Genomic DNA, 23,607 nt, shown 5'->3' on the forward strand with positions numbered 1-23,607 from the left:
GTTCACGAGGTCACCGCTTCTACTGTCGTCAGGCGTTCGCGCCAGCGGTGGCTGGTGGATTCATCGGCGGCCGCGGCCGCCAGCAGAGCCGGGTCCGGCACCGGCCGGCGCACCTCGATCTGGCCGTTCACCGGCAGCAGCGGGTCGGCGACCACGTCCGCGGCCAGCAGGTGCACAGTGGCCAGCCCACATGCGTACGGCAGCTCCGGCAGCGCCGCCGCCAGCGCGATCCCAGCGGCGATGCCGATCGACGTCTCCAGCGCCGAGGACACCACCACCGGCAGCCCGATGCGCTGGGCGATCTCCAGGCAGGCCGCTACCCCACCGAGCGGTTGTACCTTCAGGACCGCGATGTCCGCCGCGTCCAGCGCGACCACCCGATAAGGGTCGTCGGCTCGTCGGATCGATTCGTCGGCGGCGATCGGCACGTCCGTACGACGGCGCAACGCGGCCAGGTCCTCGACGCTCATGCAGGGCTGCTCGGCGTACTCGAGATCGAAACGCTTGAGCTCCGAAAGTGCCTTATGAGCCGCGTCCAACGACCAGCCGCCATTGGCGTCCACCCGGATCCGGCCGTCCGGGCCGAGCGCGTCGCGGACCGCCTCCACCCGGGCGATGTCGTCCGCCAACTGCTCGCCGGGCTCGGCGACCTTCACCTTGGCCGTACGGCAACCGCCGGATGCTCGTACGATCGCGGCCGCCCTTTCCGGACCGACTGCCGGGACCGTCACGTTGACTGGAATATGCGTCCTTATGGGCGCTGGCCATCCGATGTCAGCGGCCTCTCGAGCGGCGGCCAACCACGCCGCGGACTCGGTCGCGTCGTAATCCAGAAACGGGGAGAACTCGGCCCACCCGGCCGGCCCCTGGAACAGCATTCCCTCGCGGACGGTGATGCGCCGGAATCGCGCTCGCATGCCAATCGCATACACGGATAGTTGAGATGGCCCCACGAGTCGAGAGTACGTACCTGCGTTTAGGCTCGCTGAGTGGCTGCCCCTTCGGTCTCTGAGACCTTCGATACAAACGCGTGGCGTGTGGTGCAGGGCTTCGACTTTTCCGACATCACCTACCACCGCCAGGTGATCGGCGACACAGACGGCCCGGCCGTACGCATCGCCTTCCACCGCCCGGAGGTGCGCAACGCCTTCCGGCCGGAAACTGTGGACGAGCTCTACCGCGCGCTGGATCACGCCCGCATGACCTCCGACGTGGGATGCGTGCTGCTGACCGGCAACGGGCCGTCGCCCAAAGACGGAGGCTGGGCCTTCTGCTCCGGCGGCGACCAGCGGATCCGCGGTCGGGACGGCTACAAGTACGTCAGCGGTAAGGGCGAGGCGGTGGACCCGGCGCGGGCCGGCCGGCTGCACATCCTGGAATGCCAGCGGCTGATCCGGATGATGCCCAAAGTGGTGATCGCGCTGGTCAACGGCTGGGCGGCCGGCGGAGGACACAGCCTGCACGTGGTCTGCGACCTGACCCTCGCAAGCGCCGAACACGGAAAATTCAAGCAGACCGACACCGCGGTCGGTTCCTTTGACGGCGGTTACGGATCGGCGTATCTGGCCCGCCAGATCGGCCAGAAGCGAGCCCGGGAGATTTTCTTTCTGGGCCGCGAATACTCCGCCGAAGAAGCGTTCCAGATGGGCGCGGTAAATGCGGTCGTACCGCATGCCGACCTGGAGAAGGTCGCATTGGAATGGTCCGCGGAAATCAACAGCAAGTCGCCCACCGCGCAGCGCATGGCCAAATACGCCTTCAATCTCGTCGACGACGGATTGATGGGACAGCAGGTTTTCGCCGGCGAGACCACCCGGCTGGCGTACATGACCGAGGAAGCAGCCGAAGGCCGGGATGCGTTCCTGGAAAAACGCGCCCCGGACTGGTCGAAGTTTCCCTGGTATTTCTAGTTCACACCCGGGCTGACCACCCTTAGCCCCACCGCCCGAGCCGCCGCCGCCATGGTCTTGTCGTACGTGACGAGTTGCGATGCGCCAGCGACAATCGCGCTGGCAACATGCAAGGCGTCGAGCGTGCGCAGACTTCGGCTCGGAATCGCGGAGGCGGTGCGCGCGACCTCGTCGGTGACGGCAATTTCCTGGAATTCCCGCAACAGGCGGTCCCCCCAGGCCATCTGCTCTTCCGTCGCACCACGCATCAGCGTCCGTTGGGTCTCGACCATGCCAATCACGCTCGTGCCCAGCTGCGGCTGCCTGCGCAGATGAGCATTGAGATGCTCGGTCCACTCATGCGGAATGATCAACCGCAATATCGCCGATGCGTCCAGATAGGTGATCACAGCAGATCACGATCCGCTCTCGTGTAATCGAGCATCTCGTCGATCTCCTGCTGGGTCCGGATCGGGCCACTGTACGGCCGGGTTTCCAGCAACGCGACGATCTCACGCCCGCTGGCACCGCCCCCGCTCTTCGGCGGCCGAATAATGCCCTGGTCCACCAAGGCTTGGTGACGGTGTTCTTCTTCGTTCAGCGGCCGCATGACGGCGACGGCTTTCCCTCGGTTGGTAATCATGATCGCCTCACCTTCTTCGACCCGCTTGAGCAACGCCGCGGTGTCGTGCCGCAGGTCGCGGATGCCGATCGAGATCGCCGGATACACAACGTCGACACTCATAACTGTGTCATCTTTATGTTCATCAGCGGGAACTCCGCCGGCATGCTTCACCATGACTTCATGATGGCACCCCAACGTTACACCTTCAAGTGTGCAGCGATGACGCTCGCCCCGCGGTCGCCGTCAACGGTTAGCCTGGGAACGTGCAGAAGCGGCTGATCACCCTCACCGCGGCGAGTCCGGACGAGGTGGAAGGCACCTTGCTGCCGGCTCTCACCGCGGCGCTGAACGGCGGTCCGGCGGTGGCCGCGCTGCCGTCGGACCGAGCCGAGCGGGACCGGGCGCTCACCGCTATCCGCCCTGACCAGCGGCTGGAGCACTCCGACGAGGAGATCGCGCTGGTCGTACCCACCTCCGGATCCACCGGCGAGCCAAAGGCCGCGCTGCTGTCCGCTCGCGCCCTGCGCGCCTCGGCCACCGCCACCCACGACTTCCTCGGAGGTCCTGGGCAGTGGCTGCTGGCGCTGCCGGCCACCCACATCGCCGGCCTCCAAGTGCTGATCCGAGCCACCTTGGCGGGCACTTCACCAGTGCTTCTCGACCTTCGCGAGGGTTTCCATGTGTCGCACCTTGCTGAGTCACTAGCGACCATGCGATCGGGCAGGCGCTATGTGTCACTTGTGCCCACTCAGCTCCGCCGCGTACTGGACGCCGGCGGCCCGGCCACCGAAGCCCTGTCCGAGGTCGACGCCGTCCTGCTCGGCGGCGCGGCCGCTCCGATCGCCCTCCGCGAACAGGCCGCCGACGCCGGCATCCCGGTGGTGACGACGTACGGGATGACCGAGACCTGCGGCGGCTGCGTCTACGACGGCCAGCCGCTAACCGATGTCGATATCGACCTGGCACCCTCCGGCCGGATCAGCGTCGGCGGCCCGGTGCTGTTCAGCGGCTACCGGCTGCGTCCCGACCTCACCGCCGAAGTACTGGTCGGTGGCCGTTTCCGCACCTCAGACGTGGGTCAATGGTCCGCTACCGGCGGCCTGGAGGTGATTGGCCGAGCCGATGACGTGATCATCACCGGCGGCGTCAACGTCGCCCCCGCCGCCGTCGAAGCCGCCCTGGCGTCCTGCCCAGGCGTCTCGGAATCCGCCGTCACCGGCGTCAGCCACCCCGAATGGGGCCAGGTCGTCATCGCCGTTCTCACCCCACACGCCGACGAGCCGACCCCGACGCTGGCATCCGTACGCACACACGTAAGCGCGCTTCTCGGCCCACACGCGGCACCTCGCGCGATCGCCGTCGTACCAGAACTTCCCCGCCTACCATTGGGAAAAATCGACCGCCAAGCGATCGCCGCCATCGCCGTCGAGCTGGGCCAAAAAGTCGACTCCTGACAAATCACTTGCGACCGGCCCGCTGCACAATCGGATTCCGATTGTGCAGCTCTACATAAGTGCCGCGGGCAGAGCGGCGAGACTTTCGCGTCCGTACGACAGCCGCAGCCTAGACAGCGCCGGCCAGTGGCACCTTTCCGCCGACCTCGGCCGCCGGCGGCGTGGCGGCCTTGAGGGCCGAGGGCAGCACGACCGTGAAAGTCGCCCCAGCCCCCGGCGCGCCGGCAGCGGTGACCGAGCCGCCATGCCCTTGGACGACCTCGCGGACCAGCGCGAGCCCGAGCCCGAATCGCCGGCCGCCGCCCGGCGGGCTGGACTGTCCGCGGGCGAAGCGTTCGAAGATCCGAGACACGTCCGCCGGCTCCAGGCCGACACCGGTGTCCCGTACGGACAGCAGCACGGCCCGGTCCCGCCGGCCCAGCTCGACGGCGATGCGGTCGCCGGCGAAAGTGTGTCCGAGTGCGTTGTCGACCAACGCGGACACCACCCGCCGCAGCGCCGGCTCGATGCCACTGACGACATAACGGTCGGCAGGATCGCGCAGGTGGAGGCTCAACTCCACTCCGGTCGCCTCGGCCCGGGCCGACTCCGCGGCCACCACCGCGCTGGCGACCGCGGCCAGGCCGACCGGCGGAGCCGTCCGGGCGCCGGTGCCACGCAGCTGCGCGGATAGCAACAGGTCGTCGATCACCGCGGCCATGTCCTCGGTGTCGGCGACCAGTTTCAGCACTTCGGCGTCGGCGGTCTCACGGGCCAGCAGCTGCGCGCGGACGCGGAGCCGGGTCAACGGCGTACGCAGCTCGTGGCTGGCGTCCGCGACGAACCGGGTCTGCCGGCACAGCGCGTCCTCCAGCGGCGCCATGGCGCGGCGGGCCAGCACCGTGCCGGCCACCACGGCTGCCACCAGACCAGCCAGTTCAGCGACGCTGAGCGCGGCATAGAGCCGCTGCCGTTCCTGCATCTGGTAGCGCAGGTCGATCACCACTTGTACGACCGAGGAACCGAGCCGCTGCGTGCCGATCAGGTAGTCCAGGCCGGCCACCCTCCGCTCCTGCACCTGGGTAACGCCCGTCTGGGCGACTTCGGCCATCACATCAGCGACCGGCAGCGCGATCGGCGCTCCGGGCGTACGCCGCAGCTGTGTCCCCTCGGTCGCGAACATCCACACGCAGGGCGGCGGGTGCTCGACGTCGCCACGAAGCGCGTACGCCTGCAGGTTCCGCTCGGCGTCCCGGTGCTGCTCCGCCAGCATCATGCCGACCGACAGCCCGCCGACCATCAGTACGACGATGGTGACCGCGCCGGCGAGCTGTGCGGTCAGCAGCCAGCGGGCCCGGCGCAGCACCGACAGGTCGCTCCTGGGCTCGGTCATGGCTCCTCCACCGGAAACTCGGCACCATCCACACACACGAGTGGGGCAAGTTCAGGGTTCACAGTTCGCCGAGCCGATATCCGGTGCCGCGGACCGTACGGACCACCCGGCGCCCGAGCTTTCGGCGGAGGTAGTAGATGTACGTGTCGACGATCGAGTCGGACGTGGCGTCGGTGAAGATCTGGCAGCGCAGTTCGGAGCGCAGATAGACGATGTTCGGGTGCCGGGCGAGCAGGTGCAGCAGGTCGAACTCGCGGCCGGACAGCGGCACTTCGGCACTGTCCGGCGGCCGGACCACCCGCAACGGCACGTCCAGCAGCCCGCCCCCGATCGCCAGCTGCGACGCGCCGCGCAGGTGCCGCCGGACGAGTGCGCGTACGCGCGCCAACAGCTCGTCGAGGTCGAAGGGCTTCACCAGGTAGTCCTCGGCGCCGGCGTCCAACCCGGCGATCCGGTCGCGCACCGATCCGCGTGCGGACAGGATCAACACCGGCAGGTCGACGCCCTGCCGGCGGATCCGGGTCAGCAGGTCCAGGCCGTCCACGGCCGGCAGGCCGCGGTCCAGGATCAACACCTGGTAGCCGCGGCTGAGCGCGAGGTGCAGGCCCTGCTGGCCGTCCGCGGCGTCGTCCACCAGGTAGCCCTCGGCCCGCAGCAGCCGGACCAACATGCCGCGCAGGTCCCCGTCGTCCTCGACCACCAGGACGCTGGCCGAGATGCCTTCCAGCATGTCACTCATCGTCCCCGCCCATATCTGCCTTGATACTCCCTCATTTCCGGTGAACAACGGTCTTCGGCGATTTCACCCATCCCCATATCGGATGTTTCCGACAAATAACACACCTCGTCGTTTCCTCAGAGATTTCTGAGAAATGCTGCTTAGTCTCCGCCTCGGACGTGAAAACAGTCAGGTGAGGGAGCGAACCGTGGTGGACGAGTCCCTGGACTACGTGGTGGTCGGTGCCGGGCCGGCCGGCCTGCAGCTCGCGTACTTCCTCCAGCGGGCCGGCCTGAGCTACCTGGTGGTGGAAGCGGGCAGCGGACCAGGCACCTTCTTCACCCGGTTCCCGCGGCACCGCAAGATGATCTCGGTCAACAAGGTGCACACCGGGTGGGACGATCCGGAGCTGAACCTGCGGATGGACTGGAACTCGCTGCTGTCGGACCAGGAAAAACTCCTTTTCACCCGCTACAGCGACAAGTTCTGGCCGAATGCGGACGTTTTCGTCGACTACCTGGCCAGCTTCGTCACCGAGTTCGACCTCAAGGTCCGTTACGACACCCGCATCGAACGCATCGAGCGGGACGGCGACTTCGTGCTGACCGCCTCGAACGGCGATTGCTTCCGGGCTCGCCGGGTGATCGTGGCAACCGGCGTGAGCCGGCCGTACGTGCCGAAGATCGACGGCATCGAGCTTGCCGAACAGTACGAGACCGTCTCGGTCGACCCAGACGACTTCACCGACCAGCGGGTGTTGATCGTGGGCAAGGGAAACTCCGCGTACGAGACCGCCGACAACCTGACCGAACGGGCCGCTGTCATCCACGTCGCCGGCCCACACTCGCAGAAACTGGCCTGGCGAACCCACTTTGTCGGGCACCTGCGGGCGATCAACGCCAACTTCCTCGACATGTATCAGCTCAAACTGCAGAATGCCGTGCTGGACGGCGCGGTCGAGAAGATCGAGCGCGACGGCGACGGCTATCTGGTGAGCATCCGCTACGCCCGACGGGACGTGCTCATGCAGAGCCGCTACGACCGGGTGATCTTCTGCACCGGATTCCGTTTCGATGCCTCAGTTTTCGCCGAGGACTGCCGGCCAGCACTGACCATCAGCGACCGGTTCCCGGACCAGACATCGGCCTGGGAATCGGTGAACGTACCGGATCTGTATTTCGCCGGCACGATCACCCAGATGCGCGATTTCAAGAAGTCCACCAGCGCCTTCATCCACGGTTTCCGCTATGGCGTACGCGCATTGAGCAACATTCTGGCCAGCCGGTACGAATCCCTGCCGTGGCCATCCCGGCCGGTGCCGTACGAGACCGATCCCGGGCTGCCGCTGGCGGACGCGATCATCGCCCGAGTGAGCCGGACTTCGGCGCTGTGGCAGCAGTTCGCCTTCATCGGCGACCTGATCACGGTTGCCGCCGATGGCTCGCTGACCTACCGCGAAGAAGTTCCGGTCGACCACGTCCAGGAAAGCTCGCTGCTCGAGGGAGCCGCCGAACATTTCGTCGTCACGCTGGAATACGGCGAAGGGCACGACGAAATTGATCCATTCGACATTGAAGCGGGACGCAATCGCGAAGGTGACGCCGGGCATGACCAGCGCTATCTGCACCCGGTCATTCGACACTGGCGTGGCACCGATCTGGTCGCGACCCACCGGATGGACGAGAACCTGGAGAACGACTGGGCCCGCGAGCGCAGCCACCGACAGCCGCTCGCGGCCTTCCTGTCCGCGCAGCTGGCCGGTCGCCCGGCCGCCGCCCAACCATGACCGTACCGAAGCTGCTGAACGTACGAGATTTCCAGGCGGCCGCTGCGCAGATCCTGGATCCGGTGCACGCCGACTACTTCGCCGGCGGTGCCCGCGACGAGATCACCCTCGCCGAAAACGAGACCGCTTTCGACCGGATTTCGTTGCTGCCCAGGGTTCTGCGTGGTCGGCCAGCTCCCGATCTCACTGTCGACCTGGTCGGCAGCCCCACGAGCATGCCGATTTTCCTTTCTCCCACGGCTTTTCACCGGTTGGCCCACCCAGAAGGTGAAGCCGCCACCGCACGGGCGGCCGCAGCTGCCGGTACGGTCATGATCGCGGCGATGGCGTCAACAGTGGCCGTCGAAGAAGTCGCCGCGCAGGGCACCGCCCTCTGGTTCCAGCTTTATCTCCAACCAGACCTCGCGTTCACCGAATCTGTGATCCAACGAGCGGCCGCGGCCGGCTGCCGGGCTCTTGTGCTCACCGTCGACTCGGCGGTGTTTGGCAGTCATGAGCGGGATAACCGGCATGACTTCCACCAACTGCCGGATGGTCTTCACTGCGAGAACATGCGCGATGCCGGCGAGGTCCGGCCGATCCAGATGTCACCGGAGTTTTCCTGGAAACATCTGCGATGGCTCCAGTCAGTCACCGATCTTCCGGTCATCCTCAAGGGAATCCTGCATCCGGACGACGCCATACTGGCCGTCGAACACGGTGCGGCGGCAGTCATCGTCTCCAACCACGGTGGGCGCCAACTCGACACCACCCCGGCTTCGATCCGGGCGTTGCCCGCGGTGGTACGAGCGGTCGGCGGCCGCATCCCGGTGCTGCTGGACGGCGGGATCCGGCGCGGCACCGACGTCGTCAAGGCGCTCGCATTGGGCGCCACGGCGGTCGGCGTCGGCCGGCCAGTCGTCTGGGGACTGGCTGTGGACGGGGGAAAAGGCGTCTCAGCCGTACTGGAAATCCTACGCGCCGAACTGGAACACACGCTGCTGTTGTGTGGTTATGGCTCCGTTCGGGAGCTGGTTGCTGGCCTTCTTCTGTTGCCTCCCGGGGAATACTGATGGCGATCATTGTTTGCTGCGTGGTCGCCGCGCTGGTCGTGATCGGCAGCTCGCCCTGGTGGCTGCCGGACATCGTGATCGCCCTTCGGAACCGGATTTTCGCCCGGATCAACGGCCCAGAAGGCCTGTTGGTGCCTGGACCACAGGTCACCGTCGAGCATTTTCGCCAGCTCTACGCACATCCGGCGGCGGACGGTCGGAGCAAGGGCGCCGGTTTGTCGGATCTTTTCTGGTATTGGTTGTGCCCCGGTCCGCAAGTACACCAGGAACACTTGGAGCCGGGCCCGCGCTACGACGATGTCGCCCGGACCACTCGGAAAATCCTGGCCCGGCCGAAAACCGAGGTCGAGGCGATGGTGACCACCGTCGTACGCGACTACCTCAAGGAACTCGACCTTCAGCGCCCCCGCGCGGTCCGGCTGCGCGAGCTGATGATGCCCATCTGGGCCGATTTCTACTACCAACTCGTCTTCGACGAACCGGCGCCACGGGCCGTTCGTCAGCTCATCGTCGACAACGCCAACGACGTCATCACCGCATTGAAATGCACCGGACTGCGCCACCTGGCGGTCCGCGACCGGCTGACTCGCTTCCTCCGAGAGGCGGTCGACAACGGCCGGATCCCGCACCCCTTACCGGCGAGCCTCACCGCGCAGGAGCAGGCGTGGTTTCTGCAGGGCACGTTCTTCAACACTGCCATTGTGCAGATGTCCGAGGCGATGACCCATCTCTTCCTGGTAGTAGCGCAAAATCCGGACATACAGCAGCGGCTGCGCGAGCATCCTGACGACGACCCCTATCTCGATCACGTCCTTGACGAGACCTTCCGCAACTATCCCCTTTTCGGTATCGCGCACCGGATCACCTCCGCCGACATCGCCGTCACCGCAGACCTCACACTGCCCGCCGGGACAGTACTCTGCTTCAGCTACCCAGATTTCCATTCCGCTGGCTTCCCGGATCCGCATTCCTTCGAGCCCGATCGATGGGAAACCCTCAGCGCCCGGGAGGCGAACCACATCCCGTTCGGGGTGACCGCCAACCGCGCCTGCCCAGCCAAAGGCATCGCCCCGCTGACTATGCGGGTGGTACTTCGCGAATTTCTGAAACACCTTCGACTCGCCTCGTCCGCGACGCACGTACGATCGATCCCAAACCGCGGGCCATGCCTACTTATCCCCTTGGAAAGTAGGGAAAGATCCGGCGGCCGACTGGCCGCGCAATGGGCGCTGGACCGGGCCGAAGATGTCAGCCGCAGCGTCACCCAGCTTTTCCTTGGTACGTACATGGTGTGGGATGCGCGGCGGCAGCGGCTCACCGAGAACTACTTCGCGACGCATGACACCCAGGGCCGACCCCTCGCGGCTCTCCCGACCCAAGCTGGCGGAGGCCACGAGTGAAGCGGTATGGAGTGTGGATCGGCGCGGTCGCCATCCTCGCCGGAGTTTCGTTGCACGTACCCGACTATGTGATGGCCGCGCCGGACCATTTCATGATGGCCGGGATGGCGATGGGCACGCCGATGACCTTCGGGATGGCCCTCATCATTGGCGGTCTGGCGCTGGCCGGCTGGAGTCTTCTGGCCACTGGAAAGGCAAAGCGCGCGTTGGCGGCGAAGGCGCGGCGCACCACGCCAGGTGCGGCCGACCAGTTCGCCGCGATCGACGGTGCCCGACTTTCCCGCGCTCACGTCGTTCTCGCGCTCGTACTGACCGTCGGCTTGGTCGTGGACACCATGAAGCCAGCGACGCTGGGATTTGTGGTGCCTGGCGTACGGCACGAATATGGCCTGACCACGGCACAGGCGGCCGCCTTGCCGTTCATCGCCTTGACTGGCACCGTCATCGGCTCGCTGTTGTGGGGATATGTCGCCGATTTGGTCGGCCGGCGGTCCACGATCGTGTTCTCGGCGCTGCTCTACATCGGCACGTCGATCTGCGGTTTCATGCCGAGTTTTGGTTGGAACTTGGTGATGTGTTTCATCATGGGCATGTCGGCCGGCGGCATGCTGCCGACTGTTTACGCGTTGATGTCCGAATCGGTGCCGTCACGCTATCGTGGCTGGCTACTGGTGTTACAGAGCGGGTTCGGAGCGACACTGGGATACCTGGTGGCCAGCGGCGCCGCGGCCGTGCTGGCACCGCTGCTGAGTTGGCGGTTTCTCTGGGTGCTCGGCGCCCCGACCGGGCTGCTGCTGCTGATTTTGTGTCGGTGGATCCCTGAGTCGCCGCGGTTTCTGCTCTCCATTGGCCAGCCCGCCGAGGCCGAACAGGTCATGCGTACGTACGGGATCGAGCTGGTTTCGGCCATACCCGGCGACAAGACCGAACCGCTGCCGGCCGCTCGACCGGCCCGCCGCAGTTTCATTGGCAAAGTCGGCGGACTACTGGTGCCCGAATATCGCTGGCGCACTATCGCGGTCTTGCTTTACGGCCTGGGCTGGGGGCTGGTCAACTGGGGTTTCGTGACCTTCCTGCCCACTTTTCTGTCCGGCGCCGGAATGTCCTCCTCTGCGCCGGCAATTCTCTTCACGGCCTCCCTGCTCACCGTTCCCGCGACCGGCCTCGCCGCGCTCCTTTATGCGCGTTGGAGCAGCCGCCGCGCGATCATTTCCTACGCGGTCGGCACAGTGCTGGTTCTGTCGCTTTTCGTCTTCCTTCGCCCAGAAAACTGGGACTCAGCCGGGCCACTAGTAGCATTGTTGACTGTCCTGCTGATCGGCGCCGGCGGCATGATCGCGATGTTGTCCCCTTATGCCGCCGAAATCTACCCCACCGCCCTGCGTGGAACCGGCAGCGGACTGGTCGCCGCGGCCGGCAAGGCCGGCGGCCTGGGCGGCCCCTTGCTGGTCGCCAGCGCACCAAGCCTGTCCACTTTGGCCGTCGCCGGCGCCATCCCGGTCGCCCTCGCCGCGCTCGCGATCTGGCGTACCGGCATCGAAACCGCCGCCCAACCCCTGGTCGAAACCCCCGAGATCGTCCCCGCCACCGACTGAAGGTCGACGGGCTCGGCTGACTCGACTGCGCTCGACTGACTCGACGAAACGGCCGGCGTCGACGCCGTCAAGTTCGCGACGCTGCTGTCGAGTGTCTGACGTCGCCAGGCCCTCAGCGAGAGGGGGGTGCGGCGCGAAACTGTCGTACCCCTCCGGCAAATTTGCCCCCACCCAGTGAACGGGCGGGGGGCGGGTTCGAGGACCAACGTTCAAATAAAAATCAAGGTCCACCTCTCAACCCACCCCCCGCCCGTTCAAAGGGAGGGGGAAAGAAAAACAGACACCTACGACAATTTCGCGCCGCACCTATGTAGAGCTGCACAATCGGAATCCGATTGTGCAGCAGGGAGGCCAACCTGGTACGCGCGAAAATGCCGTCGACATCTTTGTCGACGGCAGTTCCAGGGGGAAGACTCAGCCGGTGGCGCTTCCGAGGGTGATGGTGACGGCGCTGGATTTGCCGCCACGGGTGATGGTCAGGGTGACCTTGTCGCCCGGCTGGTGGGAGCGTACGGCGGCGCCGAGGTCGTCGGAGGTGGTGATGGCGGTGTCGCCGACCTTGGTGATCACGTCGCCGGTTTGCAGGCCGGCCTTGGCGGCGGGGCTGCCGGAGGTGATTTGGCTGATCTGGGCGCCGCCGCTGGTGGCGTCGGTGACCGAGACGCCGAGGTTGGCGTGGGTGGGCTTCTTGCCGTTCATCAGCTGGTTGGCGACCGACTGAATGGTCTCGGCCGGGATGGCGAAGCCGACGCCGATGCTGCCGGACTCGGACTGGCCGCCGCCGAGGGTAGCGATCGCGGTGGTGATGCCGACCACCTGGCCGGACGTGTTGACCAGCGGGCCGCCGGAGTTGCCAGGGTTGATCGCGGCGTCGGTCTGGATGGCGTTGGAGACCGACGCGGTCTCAGTGGTCGACTGCCCACCGTTGCCCGAACCACCCTGACCGCCTTGGCCCCCACCAAGGCCGCCCTGACCGCCACCGCCCTGCTGGGTGCTGCCGAGCGTGACGCTGCGGTGCAGGGCGCTCACGATGCCGGAGGTGACCGAGCCCTCCAGGCCGAGCGGATTGCCGAAGGCGATCACGGTGTCGCCGACGTGCAGGCTGGAGCTGTTGACGAAGCTGACCGGCGTCAAGCCGGACACCCCGGTGGCCTTGACGACCGCGATGTCGGTCGTCGGGTCGGTGCCGACAATCGTCGCCGGTACGGTCTTGCCATTCGCCAGCGTCACGGTGAGCGTGCCGCCGCCGTTGGCCGCCGCCGCGACCACGTGGTTGTTGGTGACGATGTTGCCGTCCGGCGTGACCACCATGCCGGAGCCCTCGTCGCCGCCGCTGCTGGTCGTCACCTTGATGGAGACGACGCTCGGGCTGATCGCGGCGGCGACCTTGGAGATCTGCTGGGTCGGGTTGGTCGAGCCGGAGACCGGCGCCGCGGTCGAGACGGTCTGGCCGCCGCCGGAGCCGGCCGTGGCGAGCACCAGGGCCGCCCCGCCGGCGCCGGCTACCCCACCGGTGACCAGCGCGGCGACCACCGCGGCAATGGCGATCATCGGCCACCGGTTCCGGCGACCGCCGGACGCGTCGACGGTGACCTGCTGGTACGGGCCAGGCGCGCCGGGCGGCGCGCTGAACGACCCCAGCGGCGGGATCGGCGGCACGCCCCCCGAGGACGTACCGGCGAAAGGCGGCACGTGATAACCGGCCGCGGCATCCGCGTAAGGCTCAGCCGCGTGCTGACCAGCGGGCTCAGCCGAGGTCTGCGCGTACGACTCGGCCTCATGACCGCCGGCGGACTGCACGTAAGGATCTGCGCCGGCTACCAGCGGGGTCTCGGCCGTGTCAGCGGCGCTGACGGGGGCGGCCGATTCCGCGCTTACCGGCGTGGCATCACCGGCTGACTGCCCGGCGGTGGGTACGTTTTGGTGGCCCGCCGCGGCCTCGCCGCTCGCGCTCGGCGGCATCCACGGCTGCTGGGGATCGGTGTGCTCGCTCATGTCCTCAACCGTGCGGCGGCTCCCTCAGAACTGGCTGAGAACGCCGTACGAATCGGCTGAGACGCTGGTACGAATTCGCTGATACGCGGCGCCGCTAACTGAAGACTTGCACAGAGCCGTTCGTGCTGCTGGCGTTGATGACGTGCGGCGAGGTGTCGCTGGTGGGCACCTTGACCTTGTCGCTGGACGTGACGGTGTGGGTCGTCACCCGGTACGTGGCGGTGCCCGGCACGTACACGTCGACTGACCCGTTGACACTGCTCACGGTCACCATCGTGGGCGCGTCCAGGAAGTTCGCGGAGATCTTGCCGTTGACCGACTCGGCGGTCACCAGCGGCGACCGCGAGTCGACCATCGTGATCGAGCCGTTGGTGCTGTGGGCGGTCACCTGCGGCGATCGGGCACCGGTGACGGAGACGGAGCCGTTGCCGCTGCGGGCCGACACCGCTCCGATCGGGTTGAGCACCTCGATGGACCCCTCGTTGGAATTAAGATCCAGCGTGCCGTCCAGTCCGCTCGCATCGATGGACCCGAGGTCGGCATCCACCCGTACTGGCATCGCCGCCGGCACGCTGATGGTGACGAACACCTGGCAGCGACTTTCGTGTGCGGGGCAGCCGGCCGTGACCGTGGTGGTGTCGCCGCTGGTAGCCGCGGTGACCGTCGGCGAGTGGTAGAGATAGCGCCCCTTTCCCACCACGTGCACGGTCCCGTCCGAGCCAGGAACCAGCAGGATGGCCGCGTCCGGGGCGTTCACCTGCAGCTTCGCGCCGGCCGTCTGATCCGACGAGCTGTGAAAGTCGAGCTGACCGGGCATCACCCGGGTGACCATCACCCAGGCGATCACCCCGCCGGCAATCAGCAGGAGCACCAACCCAGCGGCCACGATCGCGCCGCGACCGGGAGGCTTGGGCGGCGCCTCCGGCGGACTCTCGTGCGAGATGACGCTCATGTCAGGCCCCCAGATATCTCAGTACGGCCAGCACCCTTCGGTGTTCGCCGTCCTCGGCGCGCAGGCCGAGTTTCAGGAAAATGCTGCTGATGTGCTTCTCCACCGCGGCCGGCCCGATCACCAGCTCGGCGCCGATGCCGGCGTTCGAGCGGCCTTCGGCCATCGCCGCCATCACGTCCCGCTCGCGCGGGGTGAGGGTCGCGAGCGGGTCCTTTTTCCGGCTGCGTACGAGCAGCTGCTTGATCACCTCGGGGTCCAGCGCGGTGTCGCCGGCGGCTACCCGGCGGACCGCGTCGACGAAGTCCTCCACCTCGGCTACCCGGTCTTTGAGCAGGTAACCGACGCCGTCCGGGTTGTCGCCGATCAGCTCGGTGGCATACCGCTCCTCGACGTATTGGGACAGCACGAGTACGCCCGTGCCCGGCCACCGGTTGCGGATCACCAGAGCGGCTCGCAAGCCCTCGTCGACGAAGGTCGGCGGCATCCGTACGTCCACCACACAGACGTCCGGTTTGTGCTCGGCAACCGCGCGAAGCAGTTCCTCGCCGTCGCCGACCGCGTCGGCCACCTCTATCTCCTGCTCCACGAGGAGTCGTCGCAGACCCTCTCGCAGCAGCGCCGAGTCCTCGGCGATCACGACCCGCATGCCAACTCCACCTCAATCACCGTCGGTCCGCCCACCGGGCTGGAAACTCGCAAAGTGCCGTCCACTCCGGACACCCGATCGGCAAGGCCGGTCAGTCCGGTGCCGCGGGTCGGGTCCGCGCCACCGCGGCCGTCGTCGGTGACCCGGATCCAGAGCCGGTCGCCGATCCGCCGGATGCCCACCTCGGCGCGATGCGCCTGGGCGTGCTTGGTCACGTTCGTCAACGCCTCGGTGACCACGAAATACGCGATCGCCTCGATGGTGATCGGCGGGCGCGGTGACACCTGGACGTCGACCGTCACCGGCATCGGCTGGCGGGCTGCCACCGCGGACAGCGCCGCGTCCAGGCCGCGGTCGGTGAGCACCGGCGGGTGCAGGCCGCGGGTCAGGTCGCGGATCTCGCCAATCGCCAGCTTGGCGTCCTGTCGCGCCTCATCTATCAGCGCCAACATGTCCGGGTCGGCGGTGTTCTTCAGCCGGGAGTTCAGCCGTCCAAGCGTCATCGACATGGCGACCAGCCGTTGCTGCGCTCCGTCGTGCAGGTCCCGCTCGATCCGCCGGCGCTCGGCCTCGGCGGCGTCCACCACCCGGGCCCGGCTCTCGGTCAGTTCCTCGACCCGCTCGGCCATCGCCTTCCCGCGGGGGCGGACCAGCAGCGTACGAGCGAGCAGCACATCGATGCCGCGCAACATCCGGGCCAGCGTCGGGACGATCACCAACAGCACGAACAGCGCCAGCACGCAGACCATGAAGGCGGTCCGGTTGTCTTTGACCGTCAGCGGACCGACCGTCGCGCGGCCGTTGGCCAGGTGCCGGAAGTAGACCGGCAGCGCCGCGAGGGTGGCCGACACCGCGAAGGTCACCACGATCGTCGCCGAGGTGGCGCACGCGATCGGGATCAGCAAAAGGAAATACCCGACCTGCCGCCAGAGCGCCCAGTTGCCGAGCACCGCCGGCAGGGCCTTTCGCAGCGGCCCGTTCGCGGCCGCCGGCAGTCGCGGCTCAGCCACGTACAAACCGCAGGTGGCCGCGTATCGCCGCCGCTCGGCCGCACTGCACCAGAACAGCACCCGCGCGGCAGGCACCACCAGGAAGAGACCGACGCCGAACGGCACCAGCAGCAGCGCGCCGAAGAAGATCAGCAGCGCGGCCAGCCCAAGCGTGCCGTAGACGGCGTCCAGGGTGAGGTGCGCGTACGCCTTCCACAGCCGCCCCGAAACCACCGCACGCAGCGGAAATCCCGAGATCCGATCCGGCCCCACCACCGTTGGCGGGTCCGTCGCCGGACCTGGAGGTGTCTGCACCGGAGCTCCCCGTACGTCTGAACCGCCGGCGGTCCGGCCTGGTCGTCGACCAACCATATGAACACGTCAAGCCGGCCGAAACCCGGAGAGCCCACGACCGCCAGTAGGGATAACCCGACACCCGGTTGGTGGGTCGGCTCGACCGACGCGAAGTCCACTTTCGACCAGTGTTGAGGACATGGACGGAACGGGGATCGAGCAGTCGGCGGAGGCGTTTTTCGACCTCTACGGCGACGAATTCGACGACCGGGTCGCCGAGGTGGTGGACGAGCTGCTCGCCGACCGGATCGCCGACCGGAACACCCAGTTCAGGCCGCTGTCGGTCCTCCCGCTGATCGCCCTGGTGGTGATCGCGGTCGCTGGCGTCTCCGTCCTGCTGCAGCGGACTCCGCTCGCGGTGGCCGCCGTCTGGCTGGCCGCCGCGGTGATCTGCGGCTGCGTCACTCGATTCGCGTTTCGCCGAAGGGGCTCGTTCTGATGACCACGTTGGACGTACGACCGACCACCGCGCCGATAGTCGTTCCCGCTGAGCGGCTGCACCGCCGGGCACTGCTGATCACGGTGGCGATGGTCAGCGCGTTGGTGCCGTGGTGCGTCGTACTCAGCCAGCTGCTGCCGTCCACCACCACCGTCGCGCACTGGTCGGTGGCGTGGGTGGGACTGGACAGCGGCGAGGCCCTCGCGGCCGCGTTGACCGCGATCCTCATCCTGCGTAAGGACCCGCGAGCGGCCCTGACCGCGGTCATCGGCGGGGCGCTGCTGCTCGCCGACGCCTGGTTCGACCTCACCACCGCGACCAGCGGCGGCGACCTCCTGCAGGCCGGCCTGGAAGCCGCCCTGCTGGAGGTCCCACTCGCCATCGCGGCCTTCTGGTACGCCTCCACCGCCCTCACCCGCCCCTGACCTCCACCCACCCAGGGTGATGTCCGCATCGACGCGATGCGTGCGTTTGGCGCACGCATCGCGTCGATGCGGTCAAGCTCGTGCGGGCAGGGGCGGATCTGGCAGCGGCGAGAGGCCAGCACAGAATGGGGGCGAACCGAACTGGAGGAGGACGTGTGGCCACGACCGCGCAGTGGGTGGAGGGGGCCCGGCCGCGGACCCTGCCGGCGTCCACCTCCGGGGTGATCGCGGGCGCCGGCGCCGCCGCCGCGCTGGGCGGTTTCTCGCTTTGGCGGGCGCTGCTCGCGCTGGTGGTGGCGTTGGCGCTGCAGGTGGGCGTCAACTATGCGAACGACTATTCCGACGGCATCCGCGGTACGGACGAGAACCGAGTCGGCCCGTTCCGGTTGGTCGGCAGCGGGTCGACGACACCGGCCACGGTGAAGTACGCGGCGTTCGGCTCCTTCGGGGTGGCCGCCATCGCCGGCCTGGCCCTGGTGATCGCGACCCAGGCCTGGTGGCTGCTAATCGTCGGCATCGCCTGCATAGCGGCGGCCTGGTACTACACCGGCGGCCGCCGCCCGTACGGCTACCGCGCCCTCGGCGAGGTCTTCGTCTTCATCTTCTTCGGCCCGGTCGCGGTCCTCGGTACGACCTATGTCCAAGCTCTCCGGCTGTCCTGGCCGGCGATCGCGGCGGCCGCCGGCATCGGCTGCTACGCCTGCGCGATTCTGGTCGCCAACAACGTCCGTGACATCCCCACCGATGCCCAGACGGGCAAGAAGACCCTCGCCGTCATGATGGGCGATCCCGCCAGCCGCACCCTGTGGGCCGTCCTCGTCGGATTCGCCCATCTGCTGGGCATCCTGCTCGCCGTGATCCTCTCGCCGTGGGTGTGGTTTTCCCTCATCGGGATCCCGATGGCCGTCCGCGCTGCCGGCCCGCTGCTGGCCAAACGGTCCGGCCTGGAACTCATCCCCACCCTGCGCGACACCGGCCTCGCCGAACTCCTCTATGCCGTCGGTCTCGGCGTCGGTCTCGCCCTGTCAGTCTGACCGACCGGGCACCAGCAGCCAAAACTCGTTCGCCGGGACGCGAGCCGTCCGGTAACGTCACTCGGCCGAGCGCCCGGACGAGGGCGCCGACCCGTCGAAAGCCGGGCGCCGCGGGTCGCGGAGAGCCAAGGGCAGTGGGACCGTCGAGACACTGCCGGAGGTTGTAGGGATGCCCGAGACCGACTTCGCCGAGGACCAGACGCTGCGCGCCGAGCGGGACCACATGGTCGCCGCACGAGCCGAGCTGACTCGGATGCGCGACGAGGCGAGGAGCCTCCAGACTCACGACGGCGAGTGGTACGAGCGGCTGGCGGACATCCGCGCGCAGGCGGCCGGCGCGACCACCTTCGTGTCGGACGAGGTGCTGGCCAGTGAGCTGGCGAACCGTACGATCAGCCTCGCCGACGACGGCAAGACGCCGTTGTTCTTCGGCCGGATCGACCACGGAGACGACAGTCCTTATCCGGGCGAGAGTTTCCACATCGGCCGCCGGCACATCGCGAACCCGGCCGGCGATCCGCTGGTGATCGACTGGCGGGCGCCGGTTTCCGAGGCGTTTTACCGCGCCACCGCGGCGGAACCGCGCGGCGTGATCCGGCGGCGGCGCTTCGGGTTCCACAGTGGACAGTTGAGTTCGTACGAGCAGGAGCGGCTCGACGAGGGCGAAAATCTGGGCCTTGCCAGCAAAATCCTGACCGCGGAGATCGAGAAGCCGCGGGTCGGGCCGATGCGGGACATCGTGGCCACCATTCAGCCGGACCAGGATGCGTTGGTACGGGCCGATCTCGACGACTCGCTGTGCATCCAGGGCGCGCCCGGCACTGGCAAGACCGCGGTCGGGCTGCACCGCGCCGCGTACCTGCTCTACAGCCATCCCGACCGGCTCAAACGTTCCGGTGTGCTGGTGATCGGGCCGAACCAGGCCTTCCTGTCGTACATTGCCCAGGTGCTGCCGGCGCTCGGCGAGGGCGGCGTCAAGCAGGCGACCGTCAGCCAGCTGATCGCGCCGGTGCAGGTCCGCGGCACCGATTCCGCGCAAGCGGAGGCGGTGAAGACGGACGCCCGGATGGCCGAAGTGATCCGGCGCGCGCTTTATGGCCGGATCGGCAAGCCGACCGAGCCGCTGGTGATCGCGGACGGCTCGCTGCGCTACCGGATTGGGCCGGCCCGATTGATGCGGCTGGTGGACGACCTGCGCCGGGACGATTTGCGGTACGCGACCGCCCGCGAGCGGCTGCGGACCCGGCTCGGTTACCTGGCCCGTGCCCAGGCCGAGGCCCGCGGCGACAGTCCCACCGAGGCCTGGGTGGCCCGGATTTCCCGTACGAAGTCAGTAAAAGAACTGACAGACGCGGTGTGGCCGGCGGTCGACGCGGCCGGCCTGATCGCCGAGCTGCTGTCCGACCGGGAGCTGCTCGCACGGTCCGCCGACGGCCTGTTGTCCGAAGCCGAGCAGGACGCAATCAGCTGGCCGACCGCGCCGCGGACCAAGCGCCAGATCCGCTGGAGCAATGCCGACGCCGTCCTCATCGACGAGGCCACTGACCTGCTCGAACGCAGCGGCTCGTACGGCCATGTGGTGATCGACGAGGCGCAGGACCTGACCGCCATGCAGGCCAGGGCGATCGGCCGGCGGGCCCGGCAGGGCTCGGTCACGGTGCTCGGCGACCTCGCCCAGAGCACCACCGTGACCGCGCCCAAGACCTGGCCGGCGCTGCTGGAGGCACTCGGAAAGCCAACCGCCCGGGTGCTGCCGCTGACCACCGGCTACCGGGTGCCGGCGGAGATCCTGGCGCTGGCGAACGCCCTGCTCCCGGCACTGGACGCTGGGGTAGAGCCGGCGGTGTCCGTACGACAGGCGCCACACTCGCTGGTGATCCAGTCCGTCCCCGAGGTGGCCGCCGCCGTCGCCACCGCCGGCGCCGAAGCACTTGAGCAGCCGGGCTCGATCGGCGTGGTCGTCGCCGACGCGTCGGTACCGGCCGTCACCAAGGCCCTGACCGCGGCCGGAGTGTCACACAGCGTGAACAGCGCCGAGGAGGATGTTCCGCTGACCGTGGTGCCGGCGACGCTCGCGAAGGGCCTGGAGTTCGACCACGTGATCGTCGGCGAACCGGCCGCCATCGTGGCCGCCGAACAGCGCGGCCTGCACCGGCTTTATGTCGTACTGACCCGGGCGGTGTCCAAACTCACCGTTCTCCACGCGGAACCGCTGCCTGCGGAATTGGCCGCGTTCGGAGAAAGCTGACATCTGGTCACTAAGAAACAAGAGAGTCTCGACCGGGAGCGTGCGGCGAGTTGAAATATCTACTGATCATGTATGTCGATCACGAGATGTGGGAGGGCCTCACCGCGGACCAGCAACTCAGCGCGTTTCAGGGAGACGGCGATTTCGACCGGTTGATCTCCGAAACCGGGGAACTGGTGGAGAGCAAGACCCTTTCCGATCCTATTACCGCCAAGACCGTACACGTCCGTGACGGCGTGCCGAGTACGATCGACAGCCCGGTGCACAAATCCGATGCTTTCGTCTGTGGCTACTACGTTGTGGACGTCACCGACGAAAAGCGCGCGGTCGAGCTGGCCGGCCTCATGCCGGACGCCGCACACGGTGCGATCGAGGTCCGCGAAGTCCTGCATGAGTCCGGTCCGGTGAACGCCTGGTCGCAATGGCCGGTGTGACTCCATGGTCGGTGCGACTCAGACCGCGAAGGAGTCCGGGCTGGCCAGTTTCCAGTCCTGCGCCCAGTCCGCCGGCGGGTCGTCGAGCAGTTGGCCACGACGCAGCGGCGGGCAGAGTTCGGCGTAAGACCGGACGCTTTGCGGGCTGACCCGCCGATAGAGCATGTGCGGACGCAACTGATCTGGATGCGAGACCCCGAGCGAGAACATGATTTTCATCGCACTGTGCACGGTCGCCTGCTGGAAATGGAAAACCCGCTCGGACTTGTCCGGCACGTAGAGCGCCCGCGACCGCCGCGGGTCCTGGGTCGCCACGCCGACCGGGCAGCGGTTGGTGTGGCAGCGCTGCGCCTGGATGCAGCCGACCGCGAACATCATCGCCCGCGCCGCGTTGGTGTAGTCGGCACCCTGGATCATCCGCTTGACCATGTCCGAGCCGGTCGCCACCTTGCCGCTCACGCCGATCTTGATCCGATCTCGCAGGCCACAACCCACCAAAGCGTTGTGAACCTCGAAAAGTCCCTCAGTCAGCGGCATCCCGACGTGGTCGGTGAATTCCAGCGGAGCCGCGCCGGTGCCACCTTCGGCGCCATCGACGACGATGAAGTCCGGGGTGATCTGCTCGTCCAGCATCGCCTTGCACACCGCGAGTACGTCCCGCCGGGTGCCGACACAAAGCTTGAAACCAGCCGGTTTTCCGCCGGACAGCTCCCGCATCTGGTCAATAAAAAGGACAAGTTCTCGCGGGGTGGAGAAAACTCGGTGGTACGGCGGGGAAACCACGGTTTTTCCGAGCGGTACGTCCCTGACCCGAGCGATTTCCGCATTCACCTTCTCGCCCGGCAACACCCCACCCAAACCAGGTTTGGCACCTTGGGAAAGCTTCAGCGACACCATCTTCACCCGCGGGTTCGCGGCTTTTTCCTTGAAAGCGACCGGATCGAAGTCACCGTCGGGCGTACGACAGCCGAAGTACGCGGTGCCGACCTCCCAGATCAGGTCGGCGCCGCCGGCCAGGTGGTAGTCGGACATGCCACCTTCGCCGGTGTCGTGCGCGAAACCACCCTTCGCCGCGCCCGTGCTGAGCGCCACAATCGCATTCGCCGACAGCGAGCCGAAACTCATCGCAGACACGTTCAGCAACGACATGTCGTACGGCTGCTTGCAGTCCGGCCCACCGATGTGGATCCGCGGCGGCTCCTCAGGCGCCGGCTCGGTGCCGGCCTGGCTGTGCTCGCGGATCGGGCCCTTGGCGTGGTGCGGCGACATCGAGTGCGCGAAGAACTCGTAGCCATCGGCGTAGACGTCACGCTCCGTACCGAACGGCGACTCGCCTTCGATGCCCTTCGAGCGCTGGTAAACGATGCTGCGGACATCTCGGTCGTACGGCCGGCCGTCGAAGTTGCGCTCGATGAAGTACTGCTGGATCTCCGGGCGCAACCCCTCGAACAGATAGCGCAGGTGGCCCAGCACCGGATAGTTGCGCAGCACCGACCGGTCGCTCTGCGACAGGTCATAGCAGCCCAACAGGCCGACCGCGAGCAGCGGCACGGCCAGCACCAGCCACCACCACGAAGTCGCCGCGGCCAACACGGCGAACAGGACCCCAGCTGCGGTGACCGCCAGCACGACAGCGGTTCGAATGCCTGCGCGAAACACGACGAGACAGTAACCCTGTCTGTCACCAGTCGCCGTACTCACCGGTGTTACAAGTCTATGAAGGCAGCCTTAATGCCCGTCCGTATCAGGACTCGCTGTCTAAGAAGTTGCTGTGTTTTGCCGGGCTCAGCGGACCTTGTCGGCTGTGGAAAACTCGTCGTCGTCGCTCTCCAGGGCGGCCTGCAGCCGGGCCTTCTCGGCCCGCCGACGGCTGAGCACCCGCTCCAGCCCCACCGCGAAACTGGCCCGCTGCCGGCGCAGCAACACGTACGCCAGCGGCATCGAGACCACGATCGCGACCAGCACCAACGCCCACCGGCGGAAGCCGATAAGGTAGAGCACGCCGAGGCTCGCGGCGAACACCAGGATCCGTCCGACGGTGTATCTCAGCACCGCTGACATGGTTGCGCCGCCTCCCTTATGTGTCCCTTAAATGCCCCGGGCGCATCCCGATCAGGCAGAAGTGGACTCAGCCGTTGTGGTATGCGGATGATGCCCAACGTACTACCGTGCTACTCGGCAGTTACATGGCAGGCGGACT

Annotated in this window: 22 protein-coding genes; 11 read left to right on the forward strand and 11 right to left on the reverse strand. The window is 67.3% G+C overall.

Annotation, left to right across the window (positions count from 1 at the left end):
• Nucleotides 1-2 precede the first annotated feature (2 nt).
• Complete coding sequence (locus ABD301_RS00470; RefSeq protein ID WP_344306085.1) at nt 3-953, reverse strand: o-succinylbenzoate synthase; 951 nt, start codon at nt 951-953, stop codon at nt 3-5.
• Nucleotides 954-989: 36 nt separating this feature from the next.
• On the opposite strand from ABD301_RS00470, the gene ABD301_RS00475 reads away from it, so the two are divergent.
• Complete coding sequence (locus ABD301_RS00475) at nt 990-1,910, forward strand: 1,4-dihydroxy-2-naphthoyl-CoA synthase (protein WP_344306087.1); 921 nt, start codon at nt 990-992, stop codon at nt 1,908-1,910.
• On the opposite strand, the gene ABD301_RS00480 is transcribed toward ABD301_RS00475, so the two are convergent.
• Complete coding sequence (locus tag ABD301_RS00480) at nt 1,907-2,299, reverse strand: type II toxin-antitoxin system VapC family toxin (protein ID WP_344306089.1); 393 nt, start codon at nt 2,297-2,299, stop codon at nt 1,907-1,909. The two genes, ABD301_RS00475 and ABD301_RS00480, sit on opposite strands and share 4 nt — an antisense overlap.
• Nucleotides 2,296-2,688, reverse strand: a complete 393-nt coding sequence (locus tag ABD301_RS00485; protein WP_344306090.1) for a type II toxin-antitoxin system Phd/YefM family antitoxin — start codon at nt 2,686-2,688, stop codon at nt 2,296-2,298. Before ABD301_RS00485 ends, ABD301_RS00480 begins: the two co-directional genes overlap by 4 nt.
• A gap of 89 nt (nt 2,689-2,777) precedes the next feature.
• On the opposite strand from ABD301_RS00485, the gene menE reads away from it, so the two are divergent.
• Nucleotides 2,778-3,968: an o-succinylbenzoate--CoA ligase gene (gene menE / locus ABD301_RS00490; RefSeq protein WP_344306092.1), complete on the forward strand. Its 1,191-nt coding sequence runs from the start codon at nt 2,778-2,780 to the stop codon at nt 3,966-3,968.
• A 109-nt stretch (nt 3,969-4,077) separates the two neighbouring features.
• Here menE and ABD301_RS00495 read toward each other — a convergent pair whose 3' ends face one another.
• Entirely contained in the window at nt 4,078-5,340 is a 1,263-nt protein-coding gene (locus ABD301_RS00495; RefSeq protein WP_344306093.1) for a sensor histidine kinase, read from the reverse strand.
• Nucleotides 5,341-5,398: 58 nt separating this feature from the next.
• Nucleotides 5,399-6,079, reverse strand: coding sequence for a response regulator transcription factor (locus ABD301_RS00500; protein WP_163569006.1), 681 nt, complete (start codon nt 6,077-6,079; stop codon nt 5,399-5,401).
• Between the two features lie 187 nt (nt 6,080-6,266).
• Here ABD301_RS00500 and ABD301_RS00505 point away from each other — a divergent pair, with 187 nt between their 5' ends.
• From ABD301_RS00505 to ABD301_RS00520, 4 genes are read left to right on the forward strand one after another with little or no spacing between them, the layout of a single operon-like run.
• A complete protein-coding gene (locus ABD301_RS00505; RefSeq protein WP_344306096.1) occupies nt 6,267-7,844 on the forward strand; it encodes an NAD(P)-binding domain-containing protein in 1,578 nt (525 codons plus the stop codon).
• Nucleotides 7,841-8,896, forward strand: a complete 1,056-nt coding sequence (locus ABD301_RS00510) for an alpha-hydroxy acid oxidase (RefSeq protein WP_344306098.1) — start codon at nt 7,841-7,843, stop codon at nt 8,894-8,896. The genes ABD301_RS00505 and ABD301_RS00510 overlap by 4 nt, the downstream gene beginning before the upstream one ends.
• Entirely contained in the window at nt 8,896-10,296 is a 1,401-nt protein-coding gene (locus tag ABD301_RS00515; protein ID WP_344306100.1) for a cytochrome P450, read from the forward strand. Before ABD301_RS00510 ends, ABD301_RS00515 begins: the two co-directional genes overlap by 1 nt.
• A complete protein-coding gene (locus tag ABD301_RS00520; RefSeq protein WP_344306102.1) occupies nt 10,293-11,891 on the forward strand; it encodes an MFS transporter in 1,599 nt (532 codons plus the stop codon). The genes ABD301_RS00515 and ABD301_RS00520 overlap by 4 nt, the downstream gene beginning before the upstream one ends.
• Nucleotides 11,892-12,305: 414 nt before the next feature.
• On the opposite strand, the gene ABD301_RS00525 is transcribed toward ABD301_RS00520, so the two are convergent.
• From ABD301_RS00525 to ABD301_RS00540, 4 genes are all read right to left on the reverse strand, one after another.
• Nucleotides 12,306-13,886, reverse strand: a complete 1,581-nt coding sequence (locus ABD301_RS00525; RefSeq protein WP_344306103.1) for a S1C family serine protease — start codon at nt 13,884-13,886, stop codon at nt 12,306-12,308.
• A 94-nt stretch (nt 13,887-13,980) separates the two neighbouring features.
• Entirely contained in the window at nt 13,981-14,838 is an 858-nt protein-coding gene (locus tag ABD301_RS00530; RefSeq protein WP_344306104.1) for a DUF4097 family beta strand repeat-containing protein, read from the reverse strand.
• 1 nt (nt 14,839) lies between these two features.
• The gene (locus tag ABD301_RS00535) at nt 14,840-15,484 is read right to left on the reverse strand and encodes a response regulator transcription factor (protein ID WP_163569001.1); all 645 of its coding nucleotides are present in this window, start codon (nt 15,482-15,484) and stop codon (nt 14,840-14,842) included.
• Nucleotides 15,472-16,788, reverse strand: a complete 1,317-nt coding sequence (locus ABD301_RS00540; RefSeq protein WP_344306106.1) for a sensor histidine kinase — start codon at nt 16,786-16,788, stop codon at nt 15,472-15,474. The genes ABD301_RS00535 and ABD301_RS00540 overlap by 13 nt, the downstream gene beginning before the upstream one ends.
• Before the next feature lie 178 nt (nt 16,789-16,966).
• On the opposite strand from ABD301_RS00540, the gene ABD301_RS00545 reads away from it, so the two are divergent.
• From ABD301_RS00545 to ABD301_RS00565, 5 genes are all read left to right on the forward strand, one after another.
• Nucleotides 16,967-17,266, forward strand: coding sequence for a hypothetical protein (locus ABD301_RS00545; RefSeq protein ID WP_344306108.1), 300 nt, complete (start codon nt 16,967-16,969; stop codon nt 17,264-17,266).
• Complete coding sequence (locus ABD301_RS00550; protein ID WP_163568998.1) at nt 17,266-17,691, forward strand: hypothetical protein; 426 nt, start codon at nt 17,266-17,268, stop codon at nt 17,689-17,691. The genes ABD301_RS00545 and ABD301_RS00550 overlap by 1 nt, the downstream gene beginning before the upstream one ends.
• A gap of 155 nt (nt 17,692-17,846) precedes the next feature.
• Nucleotides 17,847-18,725, forward strand: a complete 879-nt coding sequence (locus ABD301_RS00555; protein ID WP_344306111.1) for a 1,4-dihydroxy-2-naphthoate polyprenyltransferase — start codon at nt 17,847-17,849, stop codon at nt 18,723-18,725.
• A gap of 169 nt (nt 18,726-18,894) precedes the next feature.
• Nucleotides 18,895-20,973 (forward strand): HelD family protein, encoded by a 2,079-nt coding sequence (locus tag ABD301_RS00560; RefSeq protein ID WP_344306113.1) that lies wholly within the window; start codon nt 18,895-18,897, stop codon nt 20,971-20,973.
• A gap of 50 nt (nt 20,974-21,023) precedes the next feature.
• Nucleotides 21,024-21,407, forward strand: a complete 384-nt coding sequence (locus ABD301_RS00565; protein ID WP_344306116.1) for a YciI family protein — start codon at nt 21,024-21,026, stop codon at nt 21,405-21,407.
• Between the two features lie 18 nt (nt 21,408-21,425).
• Here ABD301_RS00565 and ABD301_RS00570 read toward each other — a convergent pair whose 3' ends face one another.
• Nucleotides 21,426-23,066, reverse strand: coding sequence for an FMN-binding glutamate synthase family protein (locus ABD301_RS00570; RefSeq protein ID WP_425551860.1), 1,641 nt, complete (start codon nt 23,064-23,066; stop codon nt 21,426-21,428).
• 126 nt (nt 23,067-23,192) lie between these two features.
• Nucleotides 23,193-23,468 (reverse strand): DUF4229 domain-containing protein, encoded by a 276-nt coding sequence (locus ABD301_RS00575; RefSeq protein WP_344306117.1) that lies wholly within the window; start codon nt 23,466-23,468, stop codon nt 23,193-23,195.
• Nucleotides 23,469-23,607: the final 139 nt, after the last annotated feature.

This window comes from Fodinicola feengrottensis (assembly GCF_039530045.1).
GTDB classification, from domain to species: domain Bacteria; phylum Actinomycetota; class Actinomycetes; order Mycobacteriales; family HKI-0501; genus Fodinicola; species Fodinicola feengrottensis.

Excerpts from the sequence above, each read along its gene's own strand:
- ABD301_RS00485 (WP_344306090.1), bottom strand. The coding sequence starts at position 2,688 with ATGGTGAAGCATGCCGGCGGAGTTCCCGCTGATGAACATAAAGATGAC.
- ABD301_RS00495 (WP_344306093.1), bottom strand. The coding sequence starts at position 5,340 with ATGACCGAGCCCAGGAGCGACCTGTCGGTGCTGCGCCGGGCCCGCTGG.
- ABD301_RS00500 (WP_163569006.1), bottom strand. The coding sequence starts at position 6,079 with ATGAGTGACATGCTGGAAGGCATCTCGGCCAGCGTCCTGGTGGTCGAG.
- ABD301_RS00510 (WP_344306098.1), top strand. The coding sequence starts at position 7,841 with ATGACCGTACCGAAGCTGCTGAACGTACGAGATTTCCAGGCGGCCGCT.
- ABD301_RS00515 (WP_344306100.1), top strand. The coding sequence starts at position 8,896 with ATGGCGATCATTGTTTGCTGCGTGGTCGCCGCGCTGGTCGTGATCGGC.
- ABD301_RS00525 (WP_344306103.1), bottom strand. The coding sequence starts at position 13,886 with ATGAGCGAGCACACCGATCCCCAGCAGCCGTGGATGCCGCCGAGCGCG.
- ABD301_RS00530 (WP_344306104.1), bottom strand. The coding sequence starts at position 14,838 with ATGAGCGTCATCTCGCACGAGAGTCCGCCGGAGGCGCCGCCCAAGCCT.
- ABD301_RS00535 (WP_163569001.1), bottom strand. The coding sequence starts at position 15,484 with ATGCGGGTCGTGATCGCCGAGGACTCGGCGCTGCTGCGAGAGGGTCTG.
- ABD301_RS00545 (WP_344306108.1), top strand. The coding sequence starts at position 16,967 with ATGGACGGAACGGGGATCGAGCAGTCGGCGGAGGCGTTTTTCGACCTC.
- ABD301_RS00550 (WP_163568998.1), top strand. The coding sequence starts at position 17,266 with ATGACCACGTTGGACGTACGACCGACCACCGCGCCGATAGTCGTTCCC.
- ABD301_RS00560 (WP_344306113.1), top strand. The coding sequence starts at position 18,895 with ATGCCCGAGACCGACTTCGCCGAGGACCAGACGCTGCGCGCCGAGCGG.
- ABD301_RS00575 (WP_344306117.1), bottom strand. The coding sequence starts at position 23,468 with ATGTCAGCGGTGCTGAGATACACCGTCGGACGGATCCTGGTGTTCGCC.